Source organism: Nodularia sp. UHCC 0506 (assembly GCF_034931045.1).
In the GTDB taxonomy this organism is placed as follows: Bacteria; Cyanobacteriota; Cyanobacteriia; order Cyanobacteriales; family Nostocaceae; genus Nodularia.
Map to the genome: position 1 here is coordinate 27,496 of NZ_JAYGHH010000002.1, position 13,267 is coordinate 40,762.

General features: G+C 40.6%; 20 protein-coding genes. 16 read left to right on the top strand and 4 right to left on the bottom strand.

The window, feature by feature from the left end; translation table 11 throughout:
* The first annotated feature begins 233 nt into the window (after positions 1-233).
* The 7 genes from VB654_RS01800 to rpsN all read left to right on the top strand — a co-directional run bounded on the left by VB654_RS01800 (position 234) and on the right by rpsN (position 3,717).
* Positions 234-467, top strand: a complete 234-nt coding sequence (locus VB654_RS01800) for a transferase hexapeptide repeat containing protein (RefSeq protein ID WP_323211649.1) — start codon at positions 234-236, stop codon at positions 465-467.
* Positions 436-639 (top strand): type II toxin-antitoxin system VapC family toxin, encoded by a 204-nt coding sequence (locus tag VB654_RS01805; protein WP_323211650.1) that lies wholly within the window; start codon positions 436-438, stop codon positions 637-639. Before VB654_RS01800 ends, VB654_RS01805 begins: the two co-directional genes overlap by 32 nt.
* Before the next feature lie 184 nt (positions 640-823).
* Positions 824-1,135: a DUF433 domain-containing protein gene (locus VB654_RS01810; protein WP_193997046.1), complete on the top strand. Its 312-nt coding sequence runs from the start codon at positions 824-826 to the stop codon at positions 1,133-1,135.
* On the top strand, positions 1,136-1,486 hold the full coding sequence (locus VB654_RS01815; protein WP_323211652.1) for a DUF5615 family PIN-like protein: 351 nt from the start codon (positions 1,136-1,138) through the stop codon (positions 1,484-1,486).
* Positions 1,487-1,574: 88 nt separating this feature from the next.
* A complete protein-coding gene (gene rseP / locus VB654_RS01820) occupies positions 1,575-2,672 on the top strand; it encodes an RIP metalloprotease RseP (protein WP_323211653.1) in 1,098 nt (365 codons plus the stop codon).
* Positions 2,648-3,346 carry an endonuclease III gene (gene nth, locus VB654_RS01825; RefSeq protein WP_323211654.1) on the top strand — a complete coding sequence of 233 codons (699 nt, stop codon included), beginning with the start codon at positions 2,648-2,650 and terminating at the stop codon, positions 3,344-3,346. The genes rseP and nth overlap by 25 nt, the downstream gene beginning before the upstream one ends.
* A 68-nt stretch (positions 3,347-3,414) precedes the next feature.
* On the top strand, positions 3,415-3,717 hold the full coding sequence (rpsN, locus tag VB654_RS01830) for a 30S ribosomal protein S14 (RefSeq protein WP_323211655.1): 303 nt from the start codon (positions 3,415-3,417) through the stop codon (positions 3,715-3,717).
* A 45-nt stretch (positions 3,718-3,762) separates the two neighbouring features.
* On the opposite strand, the gene VB654_RS01835 is transcribed toward rpsN, so the two are convergent.
* Positions 3,763-4,092 carry a hypothetical protein gene (locus VB654_RS01835; RefSeq protein ID WP_323211656.1) on the bottom strand — a complete coding sequence of 110 codons (330 nt, stop codon included), beginning with the start codon at positions 4,090-4,092 and terminating at the stop codon, positions 3,763-3,765.
* An 87-nt stretch (positions 4,093-4,179) separates the two neighbouring features.
* Between VB654_RS01835 and aat the strand changes: the two genes are divergently transcribed.
* The 4 genes from aat to VB654_RS01855 all read left to right on the top strand — a co-directional run bounded on the left by aat (position 4,180) and on the right by VB654_RS01855 (position 5,605).
* On the top strand, positions 4,180-4,755 hold the full coding sequence (aat, locus tag VB654_RS01840; protein WP_323211657.1) for a leucyl/phenylalanyl-tRNA--protein transferase: 576 nt from the start codon (positions 4,180-4,182) through the stop codon (positions 4,753-4,755).
* 85 nt (positions 4,756-4,840) lie between these two features.
* Positions 4,841-5,137 (top strand): BrnT family toxin, encoded by a 297-nt coding sequence (locus VB654_RS01845; protein WP_323211659.1) that lies wholly within the window; start codon positions 4,841-4,843, stop codon positions 5,135-5,137.
* Positions 5,127-5,411 (top strand): hypothetical protein, encoded by a 285-nt coding sequence (locus VB654_RS01850; RefSeq protein WP_323211660.1) that lies wholly within the window; start codon positions 5,127-5,129, stop codon positions 5,409-5,411. Before VB654_RS01845 ends, VB654_RS01850 begins: the two co-directional genes overlap by 11 nt.
* Positions 5,412-5,428: 17 nt before the next feature.
* Positions 5,429-5,605 carry a hypothetical protein gene (locus tag VB654_RS01855; protein ID WP_323211989.1) on the top strand — a complete coding sequence of 59 codons (177 nt, stop codon included), beginning with the start codon at positions 5,429-5,431 and terminating at the stop codon, positions 5,603-5,605.
* Between the two features lies 1 nt (position 5,606).
* Here VB654_RS01855 and VB654_RS01860 read toward each other — a convergent pair whose 3' ends face one another.
* Positions 5,607-6,416, bottom strand: a complete 810-nt coding sequence (locus VB654_RS01860) for a DUF3598 family protein (protein ID WP_323211661.1) — start codon at positions 6,414-6,416, stop codon at positions 5,607-5,609.
* Positions 6,417-6,440: 24 nt separating this feature from the next.
* A complete protein-coding gene (locus VB654_RS01865) occupies positions 6,441-7,343 on the bottom strand; it encodes an ABC transporter permease (RefSeq protein WP_323211662.1) in 903 nt (300 codons plus the stop codon).
* Positions 7,344-7,496: 153 nt separating this feature from the next.
* Between VB654_RS01865 and def the strand changes: the two genes are divergently transcribed.
* The 5 genes from def (at position 7,497) to recJ (ending at position 12,446) form a co-directional block, all read left to right on the top strand.
* A complete protein-coding gene (def, locus tag VB654_RS01870) occupies positions 7,497-8,060 on the top strand; it encodes a peptide deformylase (protein WP_323211664.1) in 564 nt (187 codons plus the stop codon).
* A 10-nt stretch (positions 8,061-8,070) separates the two neighbouring features.
* Entirely contained in the window at positions 8,071-8,274 is a 204-nt protein-coding gene (locus tag VB654_RS01875; RefSeq protein ID WP_323211666.1) for a hypothetical protein, read from the top strand.
* Positions 8,275-8,473: 199 nt separating this feature from the next.
* On the top strand, positions 8,474-9,268 hold the full coding sequence (locus tag VB654_RS01880; RefSeq protein ID WP_323211667.1) for a PD-(D/E)XK nuclease family protein: 795 nt from the start codon (positions 8,474-8,476) through the stop codon (positions 9,266-9,268).
* A gap of 15 nt (positions 9,269-9,283) precedes the next feature.
* A complete protein-coding gene (locus tag VB654_RS01885) occupies positions 9,284-9,913 on the top strand; it encodes a GNAT family N-acetyltransferase (protein ID WP_323211669.1) in 630 nt (209 codons plus the stop codon).
* 190 nt (positions 9,914-10,103) lie between these two features.
* The gene (gene recJ, locus VB654_RS01890) at positions 10,104-12,446 is read left to right on the top strand and encodes a single-stranded-DNA-specific exonuclease RecJ (protein WP_323211671.1); all 2,343 of its coding nucleotides are present in this window, start codon (positions 10,104-10,106) and stop codon (positions 12,444-12,446) included.
* A 10-nt stretch (positions 12,447-12,456) separates the two neighbouring features.
* Here the strand turns inward: recJ and VB654_RS01895 are convergent.
* On the bottom strand, positions 12,457-13,267 hold an 811-nt coding region (locus VB654_RS01895; RefSeq protein WP_323211672.1), incomplete at its 5' end, for a universal stress protein.

Sequence of the window (13,267 nt, forward strand, 5' to 3'; positions counted from 1 at the left end):
GGTAGGTTTTTTATCGTTTATTTAGGCTGAAAATATAGGGACTGGATTGCTTGGTGTTTATTGTGCGCGATCGCCAGTTAACAAAAGATGAATTTAAGAATTTGTTGTAGTGCGTAGGCGTAGCCAGTCGTAGACATTGCACCAGCACCAACTCGTCAGTTCTTCCAACCTATAATGAGAGAGCGCAAAGGTATATAACACCTGGATTGCGAATAACTATTGAAGGAGAAGCCATGTTAGACGAAGCAATTCTTGAACGACGTTTAAATACTCTTGAACAAGCAGTTTTTGATCTCCAGCATAAACTTGAAAGTAAGCCCATATCTGAGAACTGGCTAGAAAAACTTATTGGTTCTGTCTCTGATGAGGAGGCTTTTCTGGAAGCTTTAGAATATGGACGTGCTTTTCGTCAATCTGATAAACCTGTTAATGAGGATGACGATTACTGCTCCCATTTTACCATTTGATGCTGGGGCAATCGCAGTATTTGATGAATTGCGAGAACAAAAAGTTAGAATTGCTACGATGGATTTAAGAATTGCCGCGATCGCTATATCTCGTAATTTAGTATTATTGACCCGAAATATTGGTGACTTCGGCAAAGTTCCCGGTTTAGTGACAGAAAATTGGACTATATAGAGTAGATGGAGCAGTGCGTAGCCAGTCGTAGACATCGCACCAGTACTAACTTGTTACTCCTGCCAAACTATAATGAGAGAGCGCACAGGTAAATGAGACCTGGATTACAATGCTAAAAAATTACGAGATTTAGGCAGTAAAGCCTATACTATAAAGATATGGCAACTTAGCTAGATAAAATAATATGTTAGCTCTGAGTTACCCACATATCGAAAAAAATGAGCATCAGCCGGCAAGATTACAGCGTTTTCCTCGGATTAGAGTAGCGCAAATCGTTATGGACTATCTTGCTTATGGTTGGTCAGTAGAAGAAATGTGTCGCCAACATCCTTATTTAAGCCACGCTGAAGCTCATGCGGCTATGGGTTATTACTTTGACCACCAAGAAGAGGTTGACCAAGAAATTAGGGAAGAATGGGAACAAGTTCAAGAAACCAAGAACCCATCAGTACAATCCCCTTTTTACAGCAGAATGAAAGCAAAAGGACTGCTGTAAGTGCCTATTTCTCTGTATATGGATGTTCATGTCCCTGAAGCTATTACATCACAATTGCGTCGTCGGGGTATAGATGTTTTAACCGCTTTGGACGATGATACGCAAGAACTCCCTGATGATAAATTATTAGAGAGAGTGACTGAACTTAAACGAGTCCTATTTACCCAAGACATCCGTTTTCGGGTCTTAGCTGAAACTTGGCAAATAGCAGGAAAACAGTTTTCAGGATTAATTTTTGGACATCAACTGGGTGGCACAATTGGTCAATTCGTTAAAGATTTAGAATTGATAGCAAAGGCTTCAGATATTGAGGAATGGATCAATGCAGTTGAGTATATTCCCTTCAAGTAAAACTAGCCGAGCATGGGTTAAGACTCTTTAGCCATTCCTTAACTATTACAATAAGAATAATATCCGAATTTTTTGACTAATTTACTCTATGTCAGTTTTAGCAGCGATCGCAGTCTTGGCTGTTCTGATCTTGGTACACGAGTTGGGACACTTTACCGCAGCTCGTTCTCAAGGTATTCTCGTTAACCGCTTTTCTTTAGGGTTTGGCCCAGTTCTTTGGAAGTACCAAGGACCACAAACTGAATATGCTATCCGCGCCTTTCCTTTGGGGGGTTTTGTGGGTTTTCCAGATGATGACCCAGATAGCGATATTCCGCCCAATGACCCGAATTTGCTGCGTAACCGTCCCATTTTCGACCGGGCGATTGTGATCAGTGCCGGAGTCATTGCAAATTTAATCTTTGCCTATTTTCTCTTGGTAACTCAAGTCAGCCTCATCGGTGTGGGACAAGCCAGCGCCCCAGGCGTTTTAATTCAACAACTAGCACCAGAAGTCAGTTCTGTAGCCACCACAGCCGGAATTCAACCAGGAGATGTCATCTTAGCAGCTGATCAAAGAGAATTTGGCACAGACCTAAAAGACATTGAAGTTTTTAGAGACATCATTAAAAATAGTCCTGGTCAATCTGTCCAACTAGAAATTGCCCGTGGCGACCAAACACTGTTAGTGAATGTAGTTCCTGAAGATAAGCCAGCCGGAGGTAGTATTGGTATCGGACTTGCTCCCAATGGTGAAGTTGTCCGCCGTCCTGTTAATAATCTGGGCAAAGCGTTGAATATTGGTGCTACTGAATTTCAGCGCCTTGTCACCCTGACCTTTCAAGGGTTTGGACAACTAATTACTAACTTTGGGGAAACAGCAGGTCAAGTAGCAGGGCCGATTAAAATTGTCCAAATTGGTTCCAACATTGCCCAAAATGATACAGGTGGTCTGTTCTTCTTTGGGGCTTTGATCAGCATTAATTTGGCAATCATCAACATTTTGCCTTTACCAGCTTTAGATGGTGGACAACTGGCATTTTTGCTGATTGAAGGTGTCCGTGGTAAGCCATTACCTAACCGGATTCAAGAAGGTGTAATGCAAACTGGTTTAGTACTACTTTTAGGACTAGGCATTTTTCTGATTGTCAAAGAAACTAGTCAGTTAACTTCTCAATTAGAGTGGGTGCAAAAGTTATTCCAGTGAGTGTGAGCCGGAAATCCCCATCCAAAAAGCAACGGGCGTTAGAAATTCTCGCCCGCTTGCAGCGTCTTTATCCAGATGCAACTTGTTCCTTGAATTATTCAACGCCTGTCCAACTGTTAGTAGCAACTATTCTCTCCGCCCAGTGTACAGATGAGCGAGTTAATAAAGTTACACCAGCTTTATTTGCACGCTTTCCTAATGCGGCTAGTTTAGCTAATGCTGATTTAGAAGAGTTAGAAAATTTGGTGCGTTCTACGGGTTTTTATCGTAATAAGGCGAAGAATATTCAAGGGGCTTGTCAAAAAATTGTCAGCGAGTTTAACTCTATTGTTCCTAACCAAATGGAGCAATTATTACAACTTCCAGGTGTGGCAAGAAAAACTGGTAATGTCGTTCTCGCTCATGCTTATGGTATTAATGCTGGGGTGACTGTAGATACTCACGTGAAGCGTTTGAGTCAACGCTTGGGTTTAACTAAATTTCCTGATCCGATCCGGATTGAGAAAGATTTAATGAAGTTGTTACCCCAGCCAGATTGGGAAAATTGGTCAATTCGGTTGATTTATCACGGTCGTGCTGTTTGTAAAGCCCGTTCTCCTGTCTGTGAAGCCTGTGAGTTAAGTGATTTATGCCCCAGTGCTGGGAAAACATTAGTTGCAGGACAAGAAAAATAAAATATCCCTATAATTAATGGGGACAAGGTAAGATAGAAAATGCTGTCTTTAAATCTGTTAGAGAATTTATGGCAAAAAAGAGTATGATTGAGCGCGAAAAAAAACGCGCCAAGTTGGTAGAAAAGTATGCTGACAAGCGAGAAGCGTTGTTGGAAGAGTTCAAAAACGCTGATTCTCCTTTGGATAAGTTGGCAGTCCACCGGAAAATTCAACAGCTACCCCGGAATAGTGCGCCGACTCGTCACCGCAATCGCTGCTGGGTAACTGGTCGTCCTAGAGGTGTTTACAGCGACTTTGGGCTATCTCGGAACGTACTACGGGAATGGGCGCATCAAGGTCTTTTACCTGGTGTGGTTAAGTCTAGCTGGTAGTCGTTGGTCATTAGTTTAGACAAATAACTAATGACCACAGCCAAGCTATTCTCCACAACAACGGTCTATACCTAGACTGTCTAAGAGTAGATCGCTGACGGCGTTGGCGATCGCAAACTCTCCATAAAAACTTTTGGAAAAATCAAATGCCTGCATCTCTGTAACAATTGCTATAACTAGAGATCCCAGGTCGTTTTCTCCTTCCATGCGTTGACGGACAAAGATTTGTGCCGCACGTTGGGCGATTTTTTGATTGACTATTTCTGGTAAAAATTCTGTGTCTAGCCACCGTAATAAGGAATGTTGCAACCATTCTCCTTCGAGATGGGGGTTGTTGGATGGTGGTAAGGTGATGGGTGGAATTGCTTCAGTCATCTTTTTTTTAACGCAAAGGTACGCTGAGGGAAACGCAAAGGTACGCTGAGGGTGTTTTTCTGGGGTTTTTTGCTTGTTTGTTTAATTATGCAATATGATATCGCTGCGATTATTCGGGGTTATGCTCAAGGTTATTTTCTCATGGCTGATGATCATACAGGCCTGGGATGGTACGGAAGTCGCGATCGCACTTTGATTCCTTTGGATGAGCGATTTCACTACCCGAAGTCGTTACAGCGTGTTCTCAATCAAGAGCGTTTTACTGTGGCGATTAACCGTGACTTTCAGGGTGTGGTAGCTGGATGTGCTAATCGCGAAACTACTTGGATTTCACGAGAATTACAAGAGATTTACTGGTTACTTTACCAGAATGGTTACGCCTATAGTTTTGAAACTTGGCAAGGTGATCAACTGGCTGGGGGGATTTTAGGGCTGGTAATTGGCGGTGCGTTCATTGGTGAGTCGATGTTTTACCACATTAGTGAAGGCTCGAAGGTGGCTATGGTTAAGTTGGTGGAACGGTTACGCCAAAAGCAATTTGTACTATTTGATGCTCAAATGATGAATCCCCATTTGGAAAGATTTGGCGCTTACGGTATTCGGGATGATGAGTATCAGGCTTTACTTAAGGAAGCGTTGCAACGTAGTTGTGATTTAGTGTAAAGGTAATGCTTGAAGAACATGAATTGAGCGCTTAATGCTAAATATGTATTGACACTGTAAATACGTTCAATCTACACTAAAGGGTATGGACGTACATTTTGTGCTATGTGGCATCACATTTGTTTGGAATGAGGAAAAAGCTCAGAAAAATTCCGGAAAGCATGATGGTATTACCTTTGAAACAGCCGCAGAGGTATTCTTTGACCCATTTTTGGTAGTTGTTGATGCTAGTCGTAATGATGAAGCAAGAGATGCTGTCATTGGATTGGATAGGCGATGGAATCTACTGTATGTGGTTCATATTGAGCCTGATAATGACGTAATTCGGATTATTTCGGCACGTAAAGCAACGCGCCAGGAGCGTGAACAATATGAAAGTTGAAGATTTAAAACAACGCTTAGACCGCAACCGTCCTATGAATAGTGTCACAATTCGGATTCCTGAAGATGTGATTGAGGATTTAAAGCGAATTGCTCCATTACTGGGTTTTTCCGGTTATCAACCGTTGATCCGAGCTTATATCGGTCAGGGATTGCGGACGGATTTAGAAAGGTTCGATGGGGATAGTATTTCTGCTTTAGTTGCGAGTCTGAAGCGACGTGGTGTGAGTGATGAAGTAATTCAAGAAGCACTCAGCGAAGTTGCTCACAATTGACAACCCCATAACAATTCATGCTAAAAACCATCGAAGGCATTTATCAAAATGGGAAAATTCAACTTACTGAGTTACCCCAAGACTTGAGCGATCGCACTCAAGTTCTCGTTACTTTTCTTGATCCTAGTAAAATTGATTCTAGCAAACTACGCCAATTCATTGAAATGACGCTAGACGACTTAGAGAAGCTATAAGTTAAACTTTTTCTTCTGTAACTAATGTTAAACTCACCCATTCGCCTTTATCGTTGTAGCTGCGAACCATGCGTTGGCGCAAGTTAGGCTGAATTAACCAACCAACTTCTAAAAATAAAGGTTGACGCAACTGTACTTGTAACGGAGATGTGACAGACGCACCATCAGGGAGGAGTAATACTTGAACCTGCTTTTGGGGATTTTGGTCAAAGTGAATAATTGAATCTTGGATAGTACCAGTTGAAGTAATTGTGCGATCGCCAAAAGTTAAACTTTGAATTAATCGCCCAGTATTATCTAATTGTAATTTTAAATTGGTAGCGTAATGATTTGGAGAAGACCAATCTGGATATATCGTTACAGCTTCACCTTGCCATTCTCCCAATAAATCATCTATTTGTACCGATGGGCGTTCTACTGGTTCAGTTCCAGCTAAATATTCTCGAATCAGAGTTATTTTATCTAACTGACCAGTTTTATTAAATATTTGTACCAGACGTAAGCGGCGATTTTCATGAATTAAACCGAGTTCCGCCCCAAATTCTGTAAATGGTGCTAACTGAATTGAACCTTGGGAAAAAGCACCATTGGCAAAAAATAGCGTACTCTTAGCCACAGAACTGTATTCTAAAACTAAATCTTCTTGCCCTTGGCGGCTGACAATCTGGCGGATAGTCTGGTTATTTTCCAACCCTGACAAAGACACCACACTTTTGATATCTTCTAAAAGTGCGCCTTGGGGTGAGAATCGGGTAAATGAACCTTGCCATTCACCGAGATTTTGCAGTAAAGATTCCCACTGAGTTGCCATACATTAAGTCCTGATTGCTATATTTTAATTCTTCGCAAACCGCCGCACAGCAAACAAACTGCCCATTAATCCTACCACTGCACCGAAACTTAATAAGATTAAAGGTAATAGTAAAGCCTGTGCGGGACTAAGTTGCAAACCATTGGTAATAAATTGAATAAAATCTGGTTGATTCGCTAAAGATCGACTGATAAACTGTTCGATTAAAGAAATGAAACTCCAAGCGATCGCACCACCAACTAAACCGAAAGTAATTCCCTGTAAAATAAACGGTAGATAAATCCAAGCAGATGTCGCCCCTACCAGTTGCATAATTTCAATTTCTCGCCGTCGCGCCATGACAATTAGGCGAATGGTGGTAGTAGTGACTGCGATCGCAGTTAAAGTGAGAATCACTGTAATAGTCAAAGTAATCCAATTTAAACCCCGGTGCAATTGGGCAACGCGTTTAACTGCTTCATCTATATACTGCACAGTTTCCACACCCTGAATTTTAACCAGTTCAGTGGCTAAATTTGGGACAACTTCAGAATTACGAGCTTTTACCTTAATCTCATCAACTAGAGGATTATCCCCTAACTCTTGGGTCGCACCATCAATATTAGCAATGCCTAATTCCTCGACTAACTTAGTCCAAGCTTGTTCTTTCGTAATGGTTTGTATCCCTACGACATCGGGCATTTGGGCGATAAATGGCTCAATACTGTGGGCTGGTGTATCTGGAGCCAGATAAACTGATACTTCTAACTGGCTACCAAACTGATTCAGGAGTTTTTCTACTTGCCAAGAAGTTTGTAGACTCAAACCAAATAGAAATAATAACACTGTGACGGTACTGATAGCCGCCCAATTCATCCAACCGCCCCGCAGTAAACCGAGGAAAGTTTCTTTGAGCAAATAGTCAAGTTTGGTCAAAAATTTAAACACGCACCACCCCAAAATCTAAATTGCATTGATAATCGTTATATATTTCTCCATTGAAATTTATATTCAGGTGAATTTCTCCATCTCCACAGGGGGCTATGGGAGATTGATAGAATTGAAATAGTAGGAATTTTCACAACTTAGTCATTGATCATCATGCCCTCTGAAATTGCTGTCGAGAAAAAAAAGTTAAAAAATCCGCCCTTGACACTTCACTATCTAGGCGATCGCGTGCTGCGTCAAGATGCCAAACGGATTGCAAAAGTAGACGATGAAATTCGGCAATTGGTGCGCGAAATGCTGCAAACTATGTACAGTAGCGATGGCATTGGTTTGGCTGCGCCTCAAGTGGGAATTCATAAACAACTAATTGTCATCGATTGTGAACCAGATAACCCAGCTAATCCACCACTGGTATTGATTAACCCCACAATCAAACAGATGAGTAAAGAAGTCTGCGTTGCCCAAGAAGGGTGTTTAAGCATTCCTAACGTTTATTTAGATGTCAAGCGTCCCGAAGCCGTAGAAATTGCTTATAAAGATGAATACGGCCGTCCCAAAACCCTCAAAGCTACGGACTTACTCTCGCGCTGCATTCAACACGAAATGGATCACCTCAAAGGCGTGGTATTTGTAGATCGTGTGGATAATTCTTTGACTTTGGCTCAGGAGTTATCTAAAAATGGCTTCTCTTATCAAGCCGTGAAACCAGTAGCATAGGGGACATATAGTGTATTTAACTCCAAAAAGCGGTTTATTTCTGGGTGGTTCTTGCATAACAGCGATCGCCGCCGTCGGTTCAGTGTTTGAACTTACCTCTGGACAACCAGATTTAGGTGTTCAGGTAACTGCAATTATCCTTGGATTGAGCATTCCCCTCACAGGATTCTTTTTCTTTGCCGCAGTGAGGGACGCACGGGCTAACATTAAATAAGCATCAGGTACATAAAAAGGTAGAGGGATGAAGGAAAAGGCAAAATTCATCCTTCCACCTTTTATTTTTTCTCTTTAGTTGGTAATAGGGACTACTCTGCGAGAAGCCGCTACGCGTCTACAGTCCCTCAAACCAGGAATAGAGTTTACTGAGCCATGAAAATTTGAGAGGTTATTTGCGTAAGTTCTAAAATAAAAGAATGCTGTCAGAAACAACTCCACTATTACGCCTATCTCAAGGACATCTCAACCTACTAGAAGCTTGTCCGCGTAAATTTCAACACACTTACTTAGAACAACTCAACACACCTTTAAATCCCGAACACGAAGAACACCAGACTTTGGGTAGTCAGTTTCACTTGCTGATGCAACAGCGAGAAATGGGTTTACCAATAGGTAGTTTCCTAGAAGCGGATACTCAACTAAAAAGCTGGATGTCAGGTTTTAGCAATGCAGCACCAGAGATTTTAACGCCAACTGACTCCCAAACTTTCCGTGAAAGCGAACATTATCGCATCCTGCAAACTCAAGACTATTTGTTGACGGTTGTTTATGATTTATTCATAACAGATAGTCAAAAAGCCCAAATTCTTGACTGGAAAACCTATCCTAAACCACCAAATCAACGCAAGTTAGAACAAAATTGGCAAACACGTCTTTATTTGTATGTATTAGCTGAGACAAGCGACTATTTGCCCAAAAATATTTCTATGACTTACTGGTTTGTTCAGTCTGAAAGTCAACCGCAAAAAATTACATTTAATTATGATAATGTCCAGCATCAGCAGACAGCAAAAAAACTTAATCAACTATTGGATAAATTAACACATTGGTTGGCAGACTATCAAAAAAATCAACTATTGCCCCAAGTACCAGAAAATAGTCAAGACTGTAATTATTGTCATTTTGCTACACGTTGTGAACGTAGTCAAGTTAGCCCAGAACATCAAAAGAATTTACCAAATCTTGCCGATATTCAAGAAGTATCTTTCTGAATTATAGAGAATTATATGAAAAGCTTTGATGAAACTGATTTAATTTATGTTCGTGAATTAGGGATAGATGATATTTCACCCGTTTACCACTTAGGTGAACAGCTATTCACCAGTGATTTATATCCTTATTTATATCGTACCTGGGATGAATGGGAAGTAATTGGACTGTACAATACAGATCCGGAATATTGTTTAGTTGCGGAAACAGATGGAGAATTAGCCGGGTTTATTTTAGGAACTATCATCACCAAAGCATCCTGGACTTATGGTTACATATTGTGGTTAGCTGTGAATCCAAAATTTCAGCGTCGGGGAGTAGCAGATAAATTAGTTGATAAAGCGATCGCGCGGATGATTGAAGATGGGGCGCGATTCATGCTAGTAGATACAGATCCCACCAACAATCCAGCCGTCAAATTTTTTAACCGCAAAGGATTCGGAAATATCCGCCAGCACATTTTCTTGTCAATGAATTTAAGCAAACATGAACATTATGGCAGACTAATTGATTACGAACATCAAAAAGCCGAAAGAGCTGGTTATAGGCGCACTCGTCCAGCAATTCGCGCCCGTAAACCTGAAGGAATTGCTAATGACGTAATTCTCAATCCTTTGGTAAATGAAACTCAAATAAATGATGAATAAATAATAAATATCGTTTGTAAAATGGCAAAAAATAATTAACCAAAGATGAACACAGATAGGAAATTTATTTGTAAAAATTTCTCCTTCTTTTCTCATTCTTTTTTTGTGTACTTTGCGCCCTTTGCGGTTTGTTATTATTCATTTCAATAATTTCAGGTAATTTCGCATAACTTAATTATTAAAAAACTCCATGCAGTGGATTATAGAAACACCCGAAAAACCACCAGACTGGTTCATCCAAATAGTCAAACAGTATACACCAGCATCAAGCGGATTATATGCAGCGCAATTATTATGGCAAAGAGGAATTAAAGACGAGCAACAACTAGCAGTCTTTACCGACTATAAAACTTATCAACCAGCCAGCCCATTTGAATTTGGCGAAGAAATGCAGTTAGCCATAGAAAGACTGCAACAGGCACGAAATAACAACGAAAAAATTGCCATTTGGGGAGACTTTGACGCGGATGGAATTACCGCCACTGCTGTTTTATGGGATGGTTTGGGACAGTTTTTTGAGCAAAATACCCAGTTAACTTATTACATCCCCAATCGCCTGAAAGAATCCCACGGACTCAATTATCTAGGAATTGATAATTTACAAAAACAAGGTTGTAAATTAATAGTAACTTGCGACACAGGTAGCACCAATATTAATGAAATTATTTATGCTCAAAAATTAGGAATAGATGTCATAGTTACAGACCACCATACATTACCAGAACAACGTCCACCAGTTGCGGCAATTATTAACCCCCGCTATTTACCAAGTGAACATCAGTTATTTCATCTTTCTGGGGTAGCAGTAGCTTTTAAAGTAATTGAAGCTCTTTATTTAACCTTACCAAATATTCCCCAAAATCCCTTAGCAGATTTATATGATTTAGTCGCAGTGGGATTAATTGCCGATTTGGTGCAGTTAAGTGGAGACTGTCGGTATTTAGCGCAATTAGGTATTCAAAGATTGCAAGCCGACTTTCAGCAACCAGTCACAACTAGACGACGGCCAGGGGTAGGGCGATTATTAGAATTATGTCAGAAAAATGGCGATCGCCCCACAGATATTTCCTTTGGTTTAGGGCCACGTATTAACGCTGTGAGTCGCATTCAAGGTGATGCTCGTTTTTGCGTAGAGTTATTAACTAGCCGGGATCTTAAACATTGTCATCAACTAGCCGAAGTTACAGAACTCGCCAACACCCGCCGCAAGTCTTTACAAAAAGATGTCCAAGCACAAGTAACACAAAAACTTGCTCAGATAGACTTATCAACCACCAGCGTTATTGTCTTAGAAGATACACAATGGCCAGCCGGAGTATTAGGTTTAGTAGCTGGACAAATAGCCCAAGAAACAGGCCGTCCCACTGTTTTATTGAGTACAGAAGGACGAACACAAGGTACTACCCCTACCCCCTACTCCCCACTCCCTACTCCCCTCTTAGCCCGTGGTTCTGCCCGTTCTGTCAATTTGGTGGATTTATACCAATTAGTCAAACAGCAAGAACATTTGTTACATAGCTTTGGTGGACATCCCTTTGCCGCAGGTTTGAGTTTATTAGTAGAAAATATTCCGCTATTTACAGAGGCGATTAATCAACAGTTACGGCAATCTTTAGGGGGAACAAATCTCACTCCCACTGTGCAAGCAGATTTAACAGTAACTGTCGCCAATTTAGGCAAAGAGTTATTTTTAGAACTCAAACTTCTGGAACCTTGCGGAATGGGAAACCCTGTGCCAAAACTGCTAATTCAAAATTGCTGGTTTGAAAATTCTTGGCATCGCAATCAGCAAGATTGGAAAGGCAAAAAGGTGCAGTACATTAAAACTGATTTTGATATTCGAGATGAGTCTACTAAAAGCCGATTTCCTGGGATTTGGTGGGGACACTATAAAGATGAATTGCCTGTAGGTAGATGTGATTGCATTGCCGAACTAGATTATAATACCTTTAAAAAACGCTATGAAATTAGATTAATTGCTGTGCGTTCTGTGGAGAATTCAGACGCGATAAATGGCGTTTCTAGTCAGATTATATTAGATTGGCGAAATCAAGAATACTCAGAACTAAAAAATCAGCATTCAGCAGTTTTGATGGAAAATTGTCCAACGAACTGGGATGATTTACGTGTATCATTAAAGCGATGTCTCTATAATAATCAACAATTAGCGATCGCTTGGTCTAAACCCAATCATCAACCACCCCAGGAAATTTGGCTAACTTTAGTTGGTATTGCTAAATACCTGAGTCGCACAAATCAATCAGTTACCCGCTTCCAACTTGTAGAAAAACTCGGCATCCGTGACCAAACTTTATTTTGGGGAATCGAAGCTTTAAAATCTTTGGGGTTCACAGTCACAAGACAAGACCGTGATTTGCACATTAGTTGGCATCCCAGCATGAACTCAGAAGGCTTTAACGATGCCGCTTTAGAAAGATTTTTAGCAGCCATCCGCGAAGAACAATTTCAGCAAGATTATTTTGCCGAAGTTTCTCTATCCACAATTATAGCGATCGCCAATAGACCTGCATAATTGCACTAATCTAAAGATGCGCTTCTCCCAGTAAAACAATAGAACCGGTTAACTCTTCAATCACCTGAGTTGTCACTTGACTAACGGCTAACCCGCCTGTGGTACGATAACGGACAGAACGCAAAACTGCTAAATCAAAAGTTTGTGCTTCCCTGACTATAGCTTTCGCAACATCATCATCTATAATGATTTGAATTTTTGTATTCACCTGTAAATGACTTTTAGAAACAATATCAGACAATTGAATAGTAAATTGTTCTACTAAATTAGAGGGAGTTTTGCTATTAGAAACGTGTAATAGTACAACCTCCGCCTTGTTCACATCAGCCAACATTTCTGCAAACCGCCAAGCGCTGATAGTTTGAGGTCTTAAATCTCCAATTGGAACAATAATTCTCTGGATTGTTGTGGGACTACTTACTAAGCGTGTAACTGCCACAGGACAATGCGAAGACCAAAAAACACTATCAATTACATTACCAAACAAACGGGCGCGTAAACTGGTTGTTCTAGACCAACCCATTACTATTAAACTAGCATTTTGTTCTCGACTAGTGCGGCTAATAGCCAAAGCGATATCATCATCAATCCGAATTGCTGTTGATACTTTTACATTAAATTCCTGACTGATTTCTTCAGCCACTTTTAATCTTTGCTGACTTTGCTCTAGTGATATTCCTAAATGTGGATCATCCATGTGAACATGAGCTTTAGTAATAGCTAAGGGTAAAATTTTCCCAGATTCATGTTGAGCTATTAAGGCTGCCATTTCTATTAAATAGCGTTGAGTTTGGGGGTTGTATATTGGTACTGCTACAGTG